This window comes from Erysipelothrix piscisicarius, assembly GCF_003931795.1.
Taxonomy (GTDB): domain Bacteria; phylum Bacillota_I; class Bacilli_A; order Erysipelotrichales; family Erysipelotrichaceae; genus Erysipelothrix; species Erysipelothrix piscisicarius.
The window spans coordinates 1,024,957-1,044,082 of the sequence record NZ_CP034234.1; the positions used below are offsets into that span (position 1 = coordinate 1,024,957).

Consider the following 19,126-nt stretch of genomic DNA (forward strand, 5'->3'; position numbering starts at 1 on the left):
GAAAGTAGGTGATAAAATGAAAAATTATTTGGAAATGTGTCAATTTGTATTAGACCACGGTTCACTACGAGAAGATCGTACGGGAACGGGTACCAAGGGTGTTTTTGGCTATCAGATGCGTTTTGATTTAAGCAAGGGATTTCCCTTGCTTACTACTAAAAAAGTTCATTTTCCATCGTTAGCGAAAGAGCTACTGTGGTTTGTGAGTGGCGACACCAATATTAAATGGCTTGTCGAGAATAAAGTCCGAATTTGGAATGAATGGCCTTACGAACTTTATAAAAAATCTGAAGATTACAAGGGTGAATCGATGGATGAATTTATTCAACGCATTCTTGAAGATGATGTATTTGCGCAAAAACATGGGGAATTAGGACCCGTTTACGGCAAGCAATGGCGTGATTTTGGGGGCGTTGACCAATTAAATAATGTCATTGAAACAATAAAAACAAATCCATACTCACGTCGTATTATTATGAGTGCTTGGAACCCTACGGAGGTTGATCAAATGGCATTGCCACCGTGTCACGCATTTATGCAGTTTTATGTAAGCAATGATCAAAAATTATCATTGCAACTTTATCAGCGCAGTGCGGATGTATTTTTAGGTGTTCCATTTAATATTGCTTCATATGCGTTGTTGTTACATATGATTGCTAAAGTGTGTGATTTGGAGGTAGGAGAGTTCGTTCATACCTTTGGAGATTTACATATCTATAACGATCACTATGATGCAGTTCAATTGCAACTAGCACGTGAACCAAAATCTTTACCACAACTGGTTATCCATGGAAACCAAGAGAAAATTACGGATTTCAAGTTTGAAGATTTTGAAGTGGTTGGCTATGATCCACATCCACTAATTAAAGCTAAGGTGAGTGTGTGATGATAAAAATCATTGTTGCAATGAACCAACATCGTACGATTGGCTTGAATGGCTCAATGCCGTGGCATAATAAAGAGGATCTCCAACATTTTCGCAAAACAACTTTAAATCAAAAAGTGATTATGGGGCGAAAAACATTTGAAGGTCTTCCAAAGAAACTCGATAATCGAGAAATATATGTTGTAACACGTAACACTTTGATTGAAAATGCAATTCCAGATCTTAGGGCATTTTTAATTCAACATCAAAATTCCAAAGAAACTATTTTTATCGCAGGTGGCGGCGAAATTTATGCTCAAAGTTTACCTTTTGCTCACGAATTAATCATTTCGTATATACCAAATGATGTGATTGGTGATACATTTTTTCCAGATTTTTCTGATTTAGAATTCAAGATCAAGAATCAGGTTGAATATAGTACTTTTAAACAAGTTACTTACGAGAGGATATAATTATGACTATAGTAGAAATTATTGAAAAAAAACGTGATGGTTTTGAGTTAAGCCAAGAAGAAATTAGTTTTTGGATTAACGGAGTTACTAAAGGTACGGTTAAAGATTATCAAACCAGTGCTTTACTCATGGCAATTATGCTCAAAGGGATGAGTTTGGATGAAACAACTGCGCTAACGGATGCGATGATGCGTAGTGGTGATATCATTGATTTATCATCCATTGTAGGGAAAAAAGTTGATAAACATTCCACGGGTGGAGTTGGCGATAAAACAACAATTATCTTAAGCCCAATTGTAGCGGCAGCCGGTGCCAAAGTTGCGAAAATGAGTGGTAGAGGATTAGGACATACAGGTGGAACACTCGACAAATTAGAATCAATCCCTGGGTTTAATATTGAAGTGTCCAGTCAAGATTTTATTGATCAAGTAAATGCAATCAATCTAGCGGTTATTGGTCAGACTGGAAATTTAGTTTATGCAGATAAGGTCCTCTGCTTCGCGATGTTACTGGAACGGTAAATGCAATTCCTTTAATTGCATCGTCAATTATGTCAAAAAAACTAGCAGGTGGTGCTGACTGTATTTTGCTAGATGTGAAATACGGTGAAGGTGCTTTTATGAAGACTGTAGAAGATGCTCGCGAATTAGCGGACACCATGATTACAATTGGTCGTAATCTTGGCCGAGAAGTCAATGCGATGCTCTCAAATATGAATCAACCATTGGGTCATTCAATTGGAAATGCTTTTGAAGTAAAAGAAGCAATTATGACTTTAAAAAATGAAGGTCCAAAGGACCTTGAAGAATTGTGTCTTGTTGCTTCTGGATACATGCTATTCCAAGCAGACCTTTCGGATTCCCCAGAAGCGGGCTACGAATTGGCTAAAGAAACATTGCAAAGCGGTGCTGCCTATGAAACCTTCTTAAAGTGGATTCAAGCACAAGGTGGCGATGTATCGGTTTTTGATAATTTAGATCATTTCACAAATGCAAAATATGAAGTTGAAGTGTTTGCAGAGCAGGATGGGTATCTCCATGATTTAAAAGCAATGGAACTGGGTATTGTGTCAATGCATTTAGGCGCAGGAAGACAAACGAAGGAAGATGTCATCGATTACAAAGCGGGTATTGTGCTTCGTAAAGAGATTGGAGATATCATTCATAAAGGTGATTTGTTAGCGACTTTATATAGTGATACACCCATTACAGATGATCACAAAAATAATACAGTATCGTGTTTTATCATGGGTCAAGAAGCAGTTGAAAAACCAAATTTAATTGCTGCCGTGCTATAATAGTTTAGATTGGAGAATAACCATGAATTTTGAAGTATCTATTGATCAATTTAATGGTCCATTGGATTTAATGCTTTATCTTATAAAAGATAAAAAGTTGGATCTTTTTGATTTGAATATTGATGACTTAGCGGACCAGTATATTGCGTTTATAGATAGCGTTCGAGATCAAAAACTTGAAGTAGCATCTGAATATCTAAGTGAACTTGCTGGTTTAATTGAGTATAAAAGCAAGCGTCTTTTGCCTAGAGATAAGAGTGAACTTGACGCTAAAGACGTTGAAGATGATGAGAATGATCTTGTGAGACGACTCATCGAATATCAACGGTATAAAGAGGTCAGTATTGAATTAGCGGAGCGGTATGAGGAACGATCAAAACAATTCGCGAAACCAATCTCGTCGCGCTTATTTAAGGAAATTAAAACGAGTTTGCAAGATTCGGTTACCTACGAGCAAACACCTTATGACCTTATGAATGCAATGATGAAAGTGATGAGTCGTTTTAAGTTAGCCCATCCTCAGGATGTTTCAATTGAACGCGCTGAGCTTTCTGTAGATGATGTTGTAGAGGACTTAAGAAAAGTATTTCAAGGAGGGGTTGTTTTATCGCTTGATCATGTATTGTCACAAGCACCTAACTTGCAATACCTGCTTGTATCCTTCTTAGCCGTTTTAGATATGTTAAGAATAGGAGATTTAAAAATGAGCTATCAAGATGAAGCGGTCTATTTGAAAGGGGCGATTTAATGACTGATTTTGCAATCATAGAAGGCATTTTATTTGCCTTTGGCGAAGAAGGCGTTGATAAAGAACAATTAATGCTCGCGCTTGGGATCGAAAATGAAGCATTTGATAACAAAATAAATGATTATAAACAAAGTTTATTGGACTTAAATCGAGGTTTGGAATTGGTTGAATTCGGATCTGTTTATAAGTTGATAACAAAAAAAGAGCTACACGAAACAATTTCGGATATGCTTGAATTTAATAAAAATCGGCAATTATCTCAAGCCGCTTTGGAGACTCTCGCAATAATTGCCTATAAACAACCAATTACACGGTTAGAAATTGAAGAAATACGCGGTGTAAATAGTGATATGATGTGTCGAAGATTAGAGGCATTGGATTTAATTCAAGAATGTGGTCGTGCGGATTCTGTAGGGCGTCCAATTCTGTATGAAGTGACGAATTCGTTTATGGATGTCTTTAAGCTGACAAGTTTAAAAGAATTACCAGAAATTAAGATAGAAATGTTGGAAGAAAATAATGAACTCTTTAAATAATATTAGATTACAAAAATTTATTGCGATGAGCGGCTATTGTTCGCGTCGTAAGGCCGAAGTTTTAATAAACGAGGGTAAAGTAAAGGTTAATGGGATTAAAGTGACCGAACAAGGGATGAAGGTGTCAACGGAAGACCGCGTCATGGTTAACGGCATCATTATTACCGTAGAAGAAAAAAAAGTGTATTACATTCTTAATAAACCTCGTGGCGTTGTTTCAAGTGCAAACGATGACAAAGAACGGGAAAGCGTTGTTGATTTAGTGCCTAATGATATTCGGGTATTTCCTGTAGGCCGTTTAGATCGTGAAACAACAGGTGCGCTCATCTTAACCAATGATGGCGATTTTGCATACTACATGACGCATCCAAAATTCGATTTATCGAAAATATATCGTGTGAGTGTGCAGGGGAGACTTTCTTATGAAGTAACCAATTCTCTTAAGGAAGGCGTCTCAATTGAAGGGGTCGATTATAAAGGTGTTGAAATTAGTCGTGTTAAATATGATGTGACGAAAGATAAGACACAATTCTCGATTACACTCCATGAAGGTAAGAATAGACAAATCCGTAAAATATTTGCCCACTTTGGTCTGCCGGTATTAAAGCTTCACCGTTATCAAATTGGATATCTCAATATTAACGATCTCAAAATTGGACAATATCGTGAATTAAAACCATTTGAGGTAAAAAAATTACTTCTAACCGCTAAAGGTGAAATCTAATGCAACAATTCTTCATTGAATCAATTGAAGACTTGCAACTCAGTGCAGATCAATTACATCAATGCCGAAAAGTACTTCGAATGCAGGAGGGTGATTCGATTCGACTTGTAGATCACATGGGAAACGGTGTCATCGCAACATTTTTGGACGATGCCCTCACACAACTCAAAGTTCAAGAATCAATTGTTTGGGCAAAAAAGAAATATAAATTAAGAATTGTTGCTTCATTAATACGATCTGAGCGATTGGAGTGGATGATTCAAAAAGCGTGTGAATGTGGTGTTGATGAGATTGTGCTTTACCAAAGCCAACATGGTGTTGTTCGTGATTTTGGTAAACGATCTGAACGTAAAATGGAACGCTTAAATCTTATTGCGAAAGAGGCATCTGAACAATCTTATCGACAATATGAGGTGCCAGTCTTAGGGATTGCGACACTTAATGAATTACCACAGTATCAATCGGATTTAAATCTTTATGCGGATATCGGAAATCAACCGCATCTTATTCACGTTGTAGACGAAGCGACACCATCCATTACGGTCCTTGTTGGACCAGAAGGTGGCTTTAGTAACGATGAACGTGTTAAGTTTGAGGCCATGGGGTATCGTCAGGTCAGCCTTGGTGATAATGTGCTTAGAGCTGAAACTGCAAGTATCTATATTTGTAATATCGTTTCGGCGTGTGAGGTGATTAAGTGAATATATTGAATAAATATCATGACCAAAAACGACCGAAAAAAGAATTGAAACTGTTGATGTAAATGAATAAATATTATAATTTGGGAATGAGCCTTAAATCAGATTCTGATCTCTTTAAACTGGATATATTTAAACATAGTTTAGAAACTAAAAAAGCTTTTGAAAATGAATTTGAGCGTATTCGTAATGAACATTTTGATATGTGGGATAATCTGCTTTTTAATGAACGAAATTTCATTGTTCAATGCGACATCGCACCGATGAAGTCAAAATTAAAAGTATTCCAGATTGAAAATGAAAATAGAGTATACATTCCGTTTTTCGATCCTTTGTTAAATACACTTTATGATCGTGAAACCGCAATATTGGAATTACCTCAATACTTTAAACTCTATAGTGATTTTCAAGATCGATTAATTTCAAGTGATATCTATGGATTGAATCCGTATATCTCTAACATGAGTTCCGCACGTTTTATCGCGCGAAATGAGAAAGAAATCGTGTTATTTCGCAAAGATATCAATGTCTTTTATCGATTTAATTTAAAGGGGTGTGAATCATTTCCACTATGGATTGAAAAGCAACTCGACGCGAAACAAATTAAACAGGTCGCTGATTTGATTTTAACTTTGGATGAAACTAAATTATTAGATTATTGTATTGAAAATGAACTTATCAAACCGCGCTGCATTAAGAAAATTAATAAACAACGCGTTAAAGCAGAAAAAAAGAGTAGGAGATAAGTATGAAATTGAATAAACTTGTGAACACAGAATTTGATGGTGATATTGATCATTTAGTACTCGATTCTCGTGATCGTGTTAAGAATGGTATGTTCTTTTGTCTAAAGGGGTTGACTGTAGATGGTCATCAATTTGCCCAACAAGCGGTCGAAAATGGTGCTGTTGCCGTTGTGCACTCCGATGACATTGAACCGATTGAAGGTGTTATTTATATACGTGTCGAGGATGTCATGACTGAATTACATCGGATAACGGATCGATTCTATGACAGTCCATCAAAAAATATGTATGTGTATGGTATTACCGGTACGAATGGAAAAAGCACGACAATGCTCACGGTGCGCAATATTTTAAAACGATTTGGCGTGAATGCAGGGTATATCGGCACAATTTCTGTGGAATATAATGATCATAAATTTGCACCATCATTAACTACACCGGATATTGTTGAATTGCAGTCTTACCTTCATGATATGCGTTCGGAAGGTGTTGAAGAAGTATGTCTTGAGGTGTCAAGTCAAGGGTTAGCATTAAGAAGAGTCGAGTCTATAGATTTTGATAATGCTTCATTTACCAATCTTACCCATGATCATCTTGATTATCATAAAACGATGGAAAATTATTTTGAAGCTAAGAAAATGCTTTTTGATAATTTAAAACCATCAGGATTTATGGTCATCAATATTGATAATGAGTATGGAGAGACCCTACTAAAACAAGATTATTCTCATGTTGTGACCTATGGAATTGAAAATAAAAATGCAAATTATCGTGCTCAAAATATTGTTTTACATGATGACTTTACGGAATTTACACTTGTTCATGAAGGGAAATCCTACGATGTTGTTACCAATTTCGTTGCGATATTTAATGTATACAATATGCTTAATGTCATCGCCATCCTTCATCAACGTGGATACGAAATCGAAAAGATTATTCCAGAACTTAAAGATATTGAACATGTTGATGGTCGTCAAACAATGATTTCAAAGGGACAACCGTATCGAGTTATTGTCGACTTTGGACATGCGCCGGATAGTATGAAAAATGTTTATGAATTTGTTCGTGAAACACAACCTCAATCCGCTCGAATCATCACGGTTTTTGGGGCAGCGGGAGGCCGAGATACGGCTAAAAGACCGATTATGGGTCGCGTTGCTTCAACTTATTGCGACCATGTTATTATTACAGAACACGATAACCGTGATGAATGTGTCGTGGATATTACTGAAGATATCATTACTGGCATTGATGGCGATAATTATGAATTTGTACCCAATCGAATTGATGCAATTGAAAAGGCATTAAAAATGGCTCAACCAGGCGATACTGTTGTGTTAATTGGAAAAGGTGAAGAGAAATTTATTTACCGTGAGCATGGAACGAAAGAAAAGTGGATGGGTGATGAGGTTTGCGCATCACGTATCATTGAAAAACTATATGGAGGAAAAGAAAATGAAATTAAGTAAATACATTGATCATACATTACTAAAACAAAATGCTACCGAGGCTCAAATTCGTGTTTTATGCGATGAGGCAAAAACGTATGATTTTATGAGTGTGTGCATTAATCCAGGATTTGTTTCCCTTTGTAATGAACTATTAGAGGGTACTGACGTTAAAGTATGTACCGTTATCGGTTTTCCATTAGGCGCAAATACAACTGAAGTTAAAGTTTATGAAACACAAAACGCTTTAAATAACGGCGCGGATGAAATTGATATGGTTATTAATGTAAGTGCATTAAAAGATAAAAAATATGACTTAATTGAAAATGAAATTCGATCCATTAAATCCGTTTGTGGAGATAACATTCTTAAAGTTATTATTGAAACATGTCTTTTAGAAGATGATGAGATTGTGAAGGCTTGCGAACTTGCTGTTGCTGCGGGGGCGGATTTCGTAAAAACTTCAACAGGATTTAGTACAGGCGGAGCAACAGCTAAAGATGTGAAGTTAATGAAAGATACAGTCAAAGACCAAGCTTCCGTAAAAGCTTCTGGTGGCGTTCGAAGCCAAGAAGACATGGATGCAATGATTCAAGCGGGTGCAACCCGTATTGGTACTTCTTCGGGTGTTGCATTAGTTAAAAACGAAGTGAGTCAATCTGATTATTAAAAAAAGGTATTTTAAGCCTTCAGATACACAAGATGTATTTGAAGGCGAAAATACTTTTTTTTATTCATACCAATTAATTTGTTCGTTTTCATTGATTAAGGTTCGGTAACCAATTGAAAGAGATGTGAATGTTGTGAGTGCAACACCTGTGGTAATTGCTATCATAATTGCGGTTTGATACATGATGGCGGTGAGGGGCTCTGTACCCGAGATTATTTGTCCAGTCATCATGCCAGGTAATGAAATAATACCCATATTGAGCATATTGTTCAGCGTTGGTAAAAGTGCCATTTCGAGAGATTGATTCACAAACGGAATCATAATTCTTCTGGGTGTGACACCTAAATTTAAGAGTGTTTCGACTTTATTGCGCTCAAGATCCAATGTATCAGTAAGCGTCTTAATGCCTAAGCTTAAGCCATTCATGGCATTTCCAATAATCATACCACCAACGGGAATAGCATATTGAGGGTTAAAGACACTGGTTTTAACGATAACACCTACAAAAAATGCGACCACAAACAGTCCGGAGGCCATTAAACAAATAAAGATAACCCGCTTAAATTGTGGATTCAAACGTGGATTTTTCTTTAAAATTCTAAAAGTAGAAAAAAGGACCATCGACATTAAATATAAAATAACAAAAATAGGATGTGGATTGCCGAAAATATACGTTAGAATCAGTCCAGACAAATACAATTGCACCGACATTTTGATGCTAGCGGTAAATAAGAGTCGGGTCTGACTTATTTGTGCTCGTTTCATAATAAACAATACGACGAGTAATAGAAGATAGATTAAACTAAATTGAAGAATACTCAACTGTATAATGCCGCTATTCATGGCTTATGCCCTCCTTTAAATTTGAAATATGGACAATATCATCGGCATATTTTTCGGTCAACTGAGAATTATGACTCACAATAATTAAGGTTAATTGATTTTCATTGCAGTAAGATTTGATGTTATTTAATAGAATATCAGCTGTTGTATCATCAAGGGCAGAGGTGGGCTCATCAAACATAATCGCATGACGTGCCAAAGAAAGACAAATCGCAATATAGATTCGTTGACGTTCTCCACCGGACATTGAAGTTACTCGATCATCGAGATGTGCTGATGAGCATGCATAACTCAGAAATGTTTCCATCTGAGTATCCGATAATAATGCATTGTCTCTTAAACGATAAAACGCATGAAAATTCTCACGCACACTTAGTTCGAATAAAAAAACAGATTGGTCACATAAAATGTAGTCCCTGCGTCGTTGTATGCGATTATAGTCTTCTATCGCACCATCTTTCAATAAGATGGTACCATCAAGTGGATCAACCATGCCATTGATTAGTTTAAGAAGTGTCGATTTTCCTGAACCGGAAGGGCCAGTGATAAATGTTGTCTTGCCTTCAATAATCTGAATTGAAGGGTAATGCAATATATTCATAAAATTAAGATTTGTTAGTTCAATCATAAAATGCCTCCATAGAATTATCATAGCTTAAACATCAGGAATTGAAAGCAAAACTACACAATAATTTATTTTTGTTTACTTTGGGCTCATAAAACTATAAGATTAAACGGTTGATGTTCTGTCAAAGAACACAAAATGTATAAAAGAATTTAAAGAGCAATTATATGGAATTTAAAGACTTAGGAATAAATGAAAAAATACTACAAGCATTAACGGAGCAGGGATATCAAAAGCCAACTCCAATTCAAGAACAAGCAATCCCTGCATTGCTTAAACATCAAGACCTCATTGGACTTGCGCAAACCGGAACCGGTAAAACGGCTGCTTTTGCGGTTCCTACCTTACAAAATTTAAAACAAAAGGCATTTGACCGTAATGGGAAGCGTAAAATAAGAACGCTCGTGTTAACACCAACACGCGAACTTGCCATCCAAATTCAGGAAAATTTTGAAATGTATGGCAAATATATGGATTTACGATCAACTGTGATCTTTGGTGGCGTTGCTCAACGTTATCAAGTAAAAGCACTTCGTAATGGAGTCGACATTCTGATTGCAACACCGGGTCGTTTAGAAGATTTAATGAGTCAAGGTTATATAGACTTATCTCATATTGAGATTTTTATTCTTGATGAAGCGGATCGTATGTTGGATATGGGATTTATTAATGACGTGAAACGCATCATTAAAAAACTTCCTAAAAAGAAACAAACACTTCTTTTCTCAGCTACAATGCCATCAGAAATTTCAAGTATTGCGGAGATGCTTTTAAATCATCCCACAACGGTTGCGGTTACACCCGTATCCTCAACTGTTGAAACGGTAGATCAAAGTGTTTATTATGTCGATCAGCGCAATAAGACACAACTTCTGATTGATGTTTTGGAGAATAAGTCTTTTGATTCTGTTCTTGTGTTTACGCGTACAAAACGTGGTGCAGACCGTGTGGCACGTGATTTATGCCGTAGCAACATCAATGCAGTCGCAATTCACGGAGATAAATCACAAGGGGCACGTCAACGTGCTTTGAGTGGTTTTAAAGATAAAACCATTAATGTTATGGTGGCCACAGATATTGCGGCGCGTGGTATTGATATCAATGAATTGAAATATGTCGTAAACTATGAACTTCCAGAAGTTCCTGAAACTTATGTACATCGAATTGGACGTACGGGTCGTGCGGGGTTTAGTGGATCTGCGATTTCGTTTTGTAATTTTGAAGAAATCCCATTACTAAAAGATATTGAACGTGTGATTCAAATGCGTGTTCCTGTAGTCAAGTCACATAACTACCCATTGCTTGATAAAACAATTAAAGATGGGAAGATTAGTAAAAAGAAAAAAGCGAAGTTAGAACGAATAAAAGCTGAAGAATCCAAAACTAAGAAAAAACCAACTAAGCAAAAAGACTCTAAATCAAAAGGAAAACCTAAAAAAAAAGAAAAAGAACTCAATGGACCCTACGATTGGAGTAATCATGCTTCAAAAAAGGCAAAGAAACAATCACAAAAAGCAAAGAAGTCGAACAGTTCTCGTTTGCACGATAAAAACCAAGAGCAGAAGTCAACACAGCGTCGTAAAAAGTCAGTTCGATAACCACATCATTTGGAGATCATTTTGAGAAAAACACACCAAAACGTGAGTGTGAGGGTGCTTAATGACGCGCTTTTTACGGTTTTAGCAATATATCGAAAAAATCCTAATTATATACTTGATTTTGATATATGAAGTGTTATAATTAATTTGCTTGCATCAGAAGGGAGGTTAGTCATGTCGAGAATTGTAGTAAAAGAGAACGAAGGTTTGGATGACGCATTACGCAGATTCAAACGTCAAGTATCTCGTAATGGTACCCTTGCTGAGGCTCGCAAAAGAGAGTTTTATGTAAAACCTGGCGTACGACGCAAATTGAAGTCGGAAGCTGCTCAAAAAGCACGCCGTAAAAAACGTAGATAACAAAAACCAGAAGCGCTAAGCGCTTCTTTTTTATTGCATGTTTTTTATTTTGCGATATGATTAATACATAAGGAGGACTACTCTTGGTAACTCAAACAGTCAATTTAAACGAACTTGATATCTCACTCCAGCAACTTGTTGGTATTGAGAATAAAAATATTAATCTTATTGAAAAAAAATATGAAGTAAATATTCAAGCACGGGACGCTCATCTTTCAATTGAGGGTGCTGAGTCCAACGTTGAGGACACGGTTTCATTTATTCGACTTGCATCTTCTGTCATTAACCACTATGAACGACTCGATGTTCAAGAATTTGAGTATTTGTTTGATGTTGTCGCTCATCATCAAACTGACCGTTTTATCGAAATGTTGGACGAAGTCTTAACTCGATCCTATACAGGTAAACCCATTCGTCCAAAGACGTTAGGTCAGAAAGTATTTATTGATGCGTTCAAGCATCATGATTTAACGTTTGCGGTTGGACCTGCGGGGACCGGTAAAACGTTTTTAGCGGTGTGTTATGCAGTTGAGCTTTTAAAAAAAGGGGAAATACAAAAGATTATCCTTACGCGTCCTGCTGTTGAAGCAGGCGAGAATTTAGGGTTTCTTCCAGGAGACCTTAAAGAAAAAGTTGATCCCTATTTAAGACCTTTGTATGATGCATTGGATGACATGCTTTCTCCAGAACGTGTTCAACGCTATATGGATAAAGGTGTCATTGAAATTGCACCGTTAGCGTATATGCGCGGTCGTACCTTGGATGATGCAATGATTATTCTTGATGAGGCGCAAAATACGACAAAATCTCAAATGATGATGTTTTTGTCACGACTTGGTCGTAATTCAAAAATGATTGTGACCGGAGATATCGATCAAATCGATTTACCGCGTCATCAAGCTTCTGGGCTTCGTGTTGCGCAAGATTATTTATCCGATATTTCTGAAATTCAATTTGTGAATTTGTCGCACAGTGATGTGGTTCGTCACCCATTGGTGATTAAAATTCTTAAGAAGTTTGCGGAAGGAGATCGACGTGAGCAAGAAAATTCTAATAATCGAAGATGAGGAAGGAATACGTCGTCTGTTACGTTATGATTTAAAACAGATGGGTTTTGATGTTCATTCTGCTAAAGATGGCCGTGAAGGGCTTGAAATGGCTCTTGATGGCCAATTTGATGTCATTATTATTGATTGGATGTTACCGTATTACGACGGCATTGAACTTGTTTCAAGGTTTAGAGGTCGTGGTTTAAATGCTGTTTTAATTATGCTGACGGCTAAAGATGAAGAAGCGGATATTCTCGAAGCGTTTGAAGCGGGGGTTGATGATTATCTCTCAAAGCCTTTTTCACCTCGAGAGCTCTCAGCGCGTATTACTGCACATCTACGCCGGGTAGATATGAACCACGAATTAAGAAGGATTGAAGTCGGGGATATTGTGATTAATTTGGATCAACATACCGTGATGGTTGCTGGTGAGAATGTTGAACTTACGAAAAAAGAATTCGACTTATTAATCTACCTTCTCCAAAATGAAAATATTGTCTTAACACGTGCTCAAATTTTATCAGAGATTTGGCATTTTGATTATGATGGGGATACGCGAATTGTTGATGTCCATATTTTTAAATTAAGAACAAAACTTGAAGATTCAAATGTTAAAATTAATTCGCTGAGAGGAGTTGGATATGTTGCGAAAAGAGAATAAAATACAATTACTCGTTCTTGTACTTCTTTCGGTGATTGCGCTTTGGAGTCGCACCGTTGTTTCAATACTGTTTTTAAGTTTGGGGATGGCACTTTTATTTATCCTTGATACATTAAATACAAAAAATAAAGTTGAAACAATTAAAGAAGATGTTGAAATGGTAAAAAAAGAAGCAACGGTGCAAGCCGATTATGCGTTTGATCGTACTGTGCAGTTGATTAATGCAATACCGTCACCTTTGGTCTATATTGATCAACGTGGAGATTTTGAGGTGAGTAATCAATATTTTGATCAACTCATTCATGTTGATGCAAAGAGTGTATACGATGTAAAAATTGATTCGCCAATACGACAAACATTATTGGATGCGTTCCTAAATGAAAAACAATTTGTTCGTCAAGTCAGCTACCAAGATGTCGAATTTCAAGTGTTATCGATACCGTTCTTAACTGAAAAGCGTCGATACAATGGCTGCATGCTTATTTTTCAAGATGTTACCCGTATATTAGAGGGCGAAAAAATGCAAAAACGCTTTATTGCTGATGCATCGCATGAGTTGCGTACACCCATAGCATCCATTAAAGGAATGGTTGAAATCTTAAATCGACCTGGATTCAATGATGTTGAAACGCTGCAAGAATTTTTAAAACAAATCGAAAAAGAAAATAACCGTCTTGATCACATTGTTGAGGATTTATTGCTTCAATCACGTCTAAAATCAAATACGGTCTATTTAGAGAAAACAGTCTTTAATCTCAAACAATTTTTTGATGGGTTAATCTATGAACGAAGACAAGAACTGCATCAAGCCAATATTAAAGTGGTTTTAAACTGTCCATCCAATATTACAGTTTACGCAGACCAGTTTCGCTTGTCACAAGTATTTCTTAATCTTTTCAATAACGCAATCAATTATGCGGAAAATGGCCGAATCAAAATTCAATGTGATACGGATGATGAGCATGTTCATATCAACTTCTCAGATAACGGAAAAGGCATGGAACCTGATTTAATTCCCCATATTTTCGAACGATTCTATCGAGGGGAAAAAGATCGCAGTCGTGAAAATGGAGGAAGTGGCCTGGGTCTTGCGATTTCTAAGTCGATTGTTGAGGCGCACGGGGGGACGATTAATGTCTCCAGTACCATTGATAAAGGAACAACCTTTACCATAAAGTTAACACAGAATTAACAGTTAATTGATTTTCTTTTAATGATGCATCGCTATACTTTCCGTAATGGTAGGAAAGGGAGCGTGTATTATTATGAGGAAATCTTTTATTTTGCTTTTTCTATTTTCATTCATTCTAAGTGGGTGTCATACTTCAAGTAATGAAAATGAAATTAAGGTTTATACACGAGACGGTTCATCGGGGACACGGGAAGCGTTCGAATCGATTGCTGGAATCAAATCGATTACACACAACAGTGCTGAAACAACAGGGAATGGCGATATGGCTACCCAAGTGGGGCAAGCACACAATGCAATTGGATATGTATCGTTAGCAATGGATTTTCAAAGTAATGGCATTAAACCACTACGTTATTTAGGTATTATGCCATCCATTGAATCAGTGAATGCAGGTACTTATCAACTTGCGCGTCCATTTAGTTTTGTAACGCGCGGTGAAGGGGATTTTGATTCAAATGAGAAACAAGCGTTGGTACTCGCGTTTCTGGATTACTTAAATAATTCGATTGAAGGTAAGGAAATTGTTTTGGCCTCAGGTGGAATTGTGGATATTTCGAAAGGCGTTTTATGGGAAGATTTGAAGGAACGTCATCCCATTGTGTCTAGAGATAATTCAGATCTAGTGCTTAAAACAGGTGGTTCGACTTCTGTTGAGCCGACCATTAAAGCTGCGGTTGAATCGTTTATTCCAATGGCTGGGAATTTTAAATATGAACCCAATCATACTGGATCGGGTGATGGCTACAAGCGCACATTGGGCAGCGAAAAGGATGGTGCCAATCATATTGACATTGGATTTGCGTCACGAAAATTCAAAAAAGAAGAACCTGTGGATAAGGGAATGATATCAGGAGTGTATTGTATGGATGCTGTAGTCGTGGTTGTTAATGAGGCGAATCCACTCGAAGATATCACTCCGGAACGCCTTCAAAAAATATTTAGCGGAGAACTCTCGCAATGGAAGGAACTTGTATGAGTTACAAACAGAATCGTTTCGGGGTTCACACTCCGGAAGGCTATCAACATCGAAAAAGAACAATTGATATTTGGGTTCAAAGCATTTTAAAACTGATGGGAATTCTTGCGGCATCGATGGTCGTTGTAATCTTTGTATTTATCTTTAAACGTGGTATTGCTGTTTTTCTTCCTTCATATGGTCCAAATCAAATTTCATTACTGGATTTTCTTACTGGATTTGTTTGGGAAGCGGACAAGAAGATATATGGTGTGCTTTTTATTGTGATTAATACGGTCATTACCGCATTTTTAGCAATGTTAATTGCGTTTCCAATTTCAGTGCTCACTGCATTGTTTATTTCTAAAATTGCACCCAAGAATTTATCCAAGCTACTCACAACGGTGATTGAGATGCTTGCGGCAGTTCCTTCTGTTGTTTATGGTGTTTTTGCTTCGGGTGTCATAGTGCCATTTGTCGATGAATTTGCAACCGCTCTTGGTTTTTCAACATTTGGTGGAAGATCAATGTTAGCGGTTGTAATCCTACTGGCGATAATGGTGTTACCAACCATGACTTCGCTTTCAATCGTTTCAATGAATGCGGTTGATAAAAATTTAGAACTTGGTTCGCTCGCGTTGGGCGCTTCATCGACTCAAACGAATTTTAAAGTGGTTTTAACGTCAGCGAAATCTGGAATAACTACGGGGCTCATCCTTGGGTTGGCACGGGCGTTTGGTGAGGCTACGGCCGTTTCGATGGTTGCAGGAAATAAACCGACCGGACCAACATGGAGTCCATTTGATATCACGCGAACACTGACATCTACGATGCTCTCAGGAATGAAAGAAACATCGGGCGTTGATTATGATGTGCGATTTAGTGTCGGGATTGTGCTTATGGTTATTATTTTGATCTCAAACTTAGTGATTCATGCATTCAAAAAGAAAGTGGGGAATGACGGAAAATGACACGTAAACGTAAAATTCACGATTTGTTCCTAAATGGTATCACGTATCTCGCTTCTTTGCTTTCAGTTCTTGTTCTTATCGGCATTTTTAGTTTTGTGGTAATTCGGGGTAAGGATACACTCAGTTGGGATATGTTACGTTCAAATTATTGGTCGGAAAATTATTTGCTGGGGTTCCCAGATACAAAATCAGGAATGTTTGTTGAGCCTGAGAATTTAGATACTGCAGATGTTTTTAATGAAAACTATGGTATTGCCATTCGAGATCATCAAAATCATGAAGGGAAAAAGACGGTTATCGTATCGTATGTGGATGAAAAAAGTCCATTTAATGAAACGATTAACTTAACTGCTGGGCCACAATTTGAAAAGCATCACGTCATTCATAAAGGTGATGCAATTGAACGACTTACAATGAGTGACTCCAATGGAGAACGAATGATTTCTGGCCATGTCGCTGGGGATGATGCCCAGCAATTAAACATAAAGCTAAATGAAGCTCAAAGTTTGCAATCCATTTATTATAAAACACAAAGTGGGGGAATTTGGGGTTCTATTCTTGCAACCTTGCTTCTGATTGGGACATCGTTGCTCTTTGCATTACCCCTAGGAATCGGCGCAGCCCTTTACCTTACAGAGATTGCACCAGATACTGCGTTGACACGCATGTTAGAAAGCAGTATTGAAATGTTAGCAGGTGTTCCAAGTATTATCTTCGGGCTTTTAGGGATCGCTGTTCTCTTTCCTATCACCGCTTTCTTTAATGTATCGGGGTTAAGTATTCTTCTTGGCGGGATGACGATGGCCGTAATTTTATTACCAGTTATAATTCGATCGGTGAAAGAATCGTTGTTGGTTGTACCTGACGGTTTACGATCGGCATCGCTTTCACTTGGTGGAACCCAAACACAGACTATCTTTAAAGTGGTGCTCCCAAGTGCTTTACCTGGAATCTTATCAGCTGTGCTCTTATCAGTTAGTCGGATAATTGGGGAGTCGGCAGCTCTTATCTATACAATGGGAACGTTTGTGAACGATGCACCGGGTATCACTCAAGGAGGAACCTCACTTGCGGTACATATTTGGTCTGTTATGAGTCAAGAACAACCTAATTTTGAGTTAGCCAGTGCTATTTCAATTGTTATTTTAGGGCTTGTATTAATCTTAAATTTATCCGTCAAATATATTTCTAAGCAACTTCAAAAAAGGATGGGATATTAATCATGAATAGTTTCCAAGTTAAAAATTTAAATCTTTTCTACGGGGATCATCAGGCACTCAAAGATATATCTATTGACATAAAAAAACAAAAAGTTACTGCTTTTATTGGACCTTCAGGATGTGGTAAATCGACGTTTCTACGATGCTTTAATCGAATGAATGATTTAGTAGAAAGTTGTCGAATTGAGGGAAGTGTACTTTTTGAAAATGAGAACATCTATGGAAGGGATGTGGATGTGGTGGATTTAAGAACACGGGTAGGGATGGTGTTTCAACACCCAAATCCCTTTCCAATGAGCATCTATGATAATGTTGCGTATGGATTGCGATGCCAAGGTATCAAAGACAAACATGTTCTCGATGAAGCTGTTAAGACCGCGCTGATTAAAGCGGCACTCTATGATGAGGTTTCGGATCGATTGGGTTCATCAGCACTCCGTCTATCAGGAGGTCAACAACAACGTTTATGCATCGCGCGTGCAATTGCTTTAAAACCTGAAGTGATTTTGATGGATGAACCAACTTCAGCACTCGACCCAATTGCTACCGCAAAGATTGAAGAATTAATTCTTGATTTAAAAAAAGATTATACAATTATTATCGTAACGCACTCAATGCAACAAGCGGGGCGTATCAGTGATATGACTGCCTTTTTCTTAATGGGTGATATTGTTGAATATGAAACGACACGTAAACTCTTTCATACCCCTAAAGATAAGCGTACTGAAGACTATATTACAGGCCGATTTGGCTAGGAGGAACTATGCGATTAGAAGACAAAATGTTGGTGTTTGAAGCGGATTTATTAGCGATGGCAGATCGCGTTCGTAAGCAGATGGCAATGGCGATTCAAGCAATAGTTACGGAGGATAAAACACTTGCTTTAAATGTCATAGAGAAAGATGACTATATTAATGATTCGGATGAAAGCATAAATGATCAAGCGATTGAAATTCTTTCGTTAATGCAGCCGGTCGCGAAAGATTTGAGAATGGTCGTTGGCGGGATTAAGGTGTCCGCGGATTTGGAACGGATTGGTGACTATGCCAAAAATATGGGGCGATACGTTATTAAAAGTAAAGAATCTCAACCTGAGTATCAAAGTGATGTTGAGTTGTTGGGGGCTAAGTTCCTCGAAAATTTCGATGCAGTTGTATCGCTTTTAAAGAAACCGAATGTTAAAGATGCCTATGTTGTTGCGGAGATGGATGAAGCTTTAGATGAACTTTTTCAAGGGATTATGGCGCGATATGCTTCAGAGCCTATAGAATCAGATCGTATTCCAACTCAAACAATTGGAATCTTGCGTAATATTGAACGTGCAGGTGATCACGCGACGAATATTTGTGAGCATGTAATCTACATTGTGAAAGGACGTCATATCGATTTTGGGTAATATGTGATAAAAGGCTTAGATTTAAGCCTTTTTTTTGTGATATAATTAATG

Annotated in this window: 21 protein-coding genes and 1 pseudogene; 20 read left to right on the forward strand and 2 right to left on the reverse strand. The window is 37.3% G+C overall.

Annotated features, from left to right (window positions below):
* Positions 1 to 16 precede the first annotated feature (16 nt).
* The 10 genes and pseudogenes from thyA (at position 17) to deoC (ending at position 8,205) form a co-directional block, all read left to right on the forward strand.
* On the forward strand, positions 17 to 886 hold the full coding sequence (gene thyA, locus EEI45_RS05170; RefSeq protein WP_125164398.1) for a thymidylate synthase: 870 nt from the start codon (positions 17 to 19) through the stop codon (positions 884 to 886).
* Complete coding sequence (locus EEI45_RS05175; protein ID WP_125164399.1) at positions 886 to 1,338, forward strand: dihydrofolate reductase; 453 nt, start codon at positions 886 to 888, stop codon at positions 1,336 to 1,338. Before thyA ends, EEI45_RS05175 begins: the two co-directional genes overlap by 1 nt.
* Before the next feature lie 2 nt (positions 1,339 to 1,340).
* Positions 1,341 to 2,635: pseudogene (locus EEI45_RS10080) on the forward strand (pyrimidine-nucleoside phosphorylase).
* A 22-nt stretch (positions 2,636 to 2,657) separates the two neighbouring features.
* Entirely contained in the window at positions 2,658 to 3,383 is a 726-nt protein-coding gene (locus EEI45_RS05185) for a segregation and condensation protein A (protein WP_125164400.1), read from the forward strand.
* Complete coding sequence (gene scpB / locus EEI45_RS05190; protein ID WP_125164401.1) at positions 3,383 to 3,919, forward strand: SMC-Scp complex subunit ScpB; 537 nt, start codon at positions 3,383 to 3,385, stop codon at positions 3,917 to 3,919. Before EEI45_RS05185 ends, scpB begins: the two co-directional genes overlap by 1 nt.
* Positions 3,903 to 4,643: a pseudouridine synthase gene (locus tag EEI45_RS05195; RefSeq protein ID WP_125164402.1), complete on the forward strand. Its 741-nt coding sequence runs from the start codon at positions 3,903 to 3,905 to the stop codon at positions 4,641 to 4,643. The genes scpB and EEI45_RS05195 overlap by 17 nt, the downstream gene beginning before the upstream one ends.
* Positions 4,643 to 5,344 (forward strand): RsmE family RNA methyltransferase, encoded by a 702-nt coding sequence (locus EEI45_RS05200; RefSeq protein WP_125164403.1) that lies wholly within the window; start codon positions 4,643 to 4,645, stop codon positions 5,342 to 5,344. Before EEI45_RS05195 ends, EEI45_RS05200 begins: the two co-directional genes overlap by 1 nt.
* Before the next feature lie 62 nt (positions 5,345 to 5,406).
* Positions 5,407 to 6,087, forward strand: coding sequence for a hypothetical protein (locus tag EEI45_RS05205; protein WP_228410223.1), 681 nt, complete (start codon positions 5,407 to 5,409; stop codon positions 6,085 to 6,087).
* Between the two features lie 2 nt (positions 6,088 to 6,089).
* Entirely contained in the window at positions 6,090 to 7,556 is a 1,467-nt protein-coding gene (locus EEI45_RS05210) for a UDP-N-acetylmuramoyl-L-alanyl-D-glutamate--2,6-diaminopimelate ligase (protein ID WP_125164404.1), read from the forward strand.
* Entirely contained in the window at positions 7,543 to 8,205 is a 663-nt protein-coding gene (deoC, locus tag EEI45_RS05215; protein WP_125164405.1) for a deoxyribose-phosphate aldolase, read from the forward strand. Before EEI45_RS05210 ends, deoC begins: the two co-directional genes overlap by 14 nt.
* Positions 8,206 to 8,265: 60 nt before the next feature.
* Here deoC and EEI45_RS05220 read toward each other — a convergent pair whose 3' ends face one another.
* Both EEI45_RS05220 and EEI45_RS05225 read right to left on the reverse strand, forming a co-directional pair.
* A complete protein-coding gene (locus tag EEI45_RS05220) occupies positions 8,266 to 9,048 on the reverse strand; it encodes an ABC transporter permease (RefSeq protein WP_125164406.1) in 783 nt (260 codons plus the stop codon).
* Positions 9,041 to 9,676, reverse strand: coding sequence for an ABC transporter ATP-binding protein (locus EEI45_RS05225; RefSeq protein WP_125164407.1), 636 nt, complete (start codon positions 9,674 to 9,676; stop codon positions 9,041 to 9,043). Before EEI45_RS05225 ends, EEI45_RS05220 begins: the two co-directional genes overlap by 8 nt.
* A 164-nt stretch (positions 9,677 to 9,840) precedes the next feature.
* Between EEI45_RS05225 and EEI45_RS05230 the strand changes: the two genes are divergently transcribed.
* The 10 genes from EEI45_RS05230 to phoU all read left to right on the forward strand — a co-directional run bounded on the left by EEI45_RS05230 (position 9,841) and on the right by phoU (position 19,075).
* Positions 9,841 to 11,271 carry a DEAD/DEAH box helicase gene (locus EEI45_RS05230; RefSeq protein ID WP_125164408.1) on the forward strand — a complete coding sequence of 477 codons (1,431 nt, stop codon included), beginning with the start codon at positions 9,841 to 9,843 and terminating at the stop codon, positions 11,269 to 11,271.
* A 174-nt stretch (positions 11,272 to 11,445) separates the two neighbouring features.
* Positions 11,446 to 11,631: a 30S ribosomal protein S21 gene (gene rpsU, locus EEI45_RS05235; RefSeq protein ID WP_003773874.1), complete on the forward strand. Its 186-nt coding sequence runs from the start codon at positions 11,446 to 11,448 to the stop codon at positions 11,629 to 11,631.
* An 83-nt stretch (positions 11,632 to 11,714) separates the two neighbouring features.
* Complete coding sequence (locus EEI45_RS05240; RefSeq protein ID WP_125164409.1) at positions 11,715 to 12,698, forward strand: PhoH family protein; 984 nt, start codon at positions 11,715 to 11,717, stop codon at positions 12,696 to 12,698.
* Positions 12,667 to 13,341: a response regulator transcription factor gene (locus EEI45_RS05245; RefSeq protein WP_125164410.1), complete on the forward strand. Its 675-nt coding sequence runs from the start codon at positions 12,667 to 12,669 to the stop codon at positions 13,339 to 13,341. Before EEI45_RS05240 ends, EEI45_RS05245 begins: the two co-directional genes overlap by 32 nt.
* On the forward strand, positions 13,322 to 14,533 hold the full coding sequence (locus tag EEI45_RS05250; protein ID WP_125164411.1) for a sensor histidine kinase: 1,212 nt from the start codon (positions 13,322 to 13,324) through the stop codon (positions 14,531 to 14,533). The genes EEI45_RS05245 and EEI45_RS05250 overlap by 20 nt, the downstream gene beginning before the upstream one ends.
* A gap of 73 nt (positions 14,534 to 14,606) precedes the next feature.
* Positions 14,607 to 15,509: a substrate-binding domain-containing protein gene (locus EEI45_RS05255; protein ID WP_125164412.1), complete on the forward strand. Its 903-nt coding sequence runs from the start codon at positions 14,607 to 14,609 to the stop codon at positions 15,507 to 15,509.
* Entirely contained in the window at positions 15,506 to 16,459 is a 954-nt protein-coding gene (pstC, locus tag EEI45_RS05260; protein ID WP_228410224.1) for a phosphate ABC transporter permease subunit PstC, read from the forward strand. The genes EEI45_RS05255 and pstC overlap by 4 nt, the downstream gene beginning before the upstream one ends.
* Complete coding sequence (pstA, locus tag EEI45_RS05265; protein ID WP_125164414.1) at positions 16,456 to 17,679, forward strand: phosphate ABC transporter permease PstA; 1,224 nt, start codon at positions 16,456 to 16,458, stop codon at positions 17,677 to 17,679. Before pstC ends, pstA begins: the two co-directional genes overlap by 4 nt.
* A 2-nt stretch (positions 17,680 to 17,681) precedes the next feature.
* A complete protein-coding gene (gene pstB, locus EEI45_RS05270; RefSeq protein WP_125164415.1) occupies positions 17,682 to 18,434 on the forward strand; it encodes a phosphate ABC transporter ATP-binding protein PstB in 753 nt (250 codons plus the stop codon).
* A gap of 8 nt (positions 18,435 to 18,442) precedes the next feature.
* A complete protein-coding gene (gene phoU / locus EEI45_RS05275) occupies positions 18,443 to 19,075 on the forward strand; it encodes a phosphate signaling complex protein PhoU (RefSeq protein WP_125164416.1) in 633 nt (210 codons plus the stop codon).
* The last annotated feature ends 51 nt before the right edge of the window (positions 19,076 to 19,126 follow it).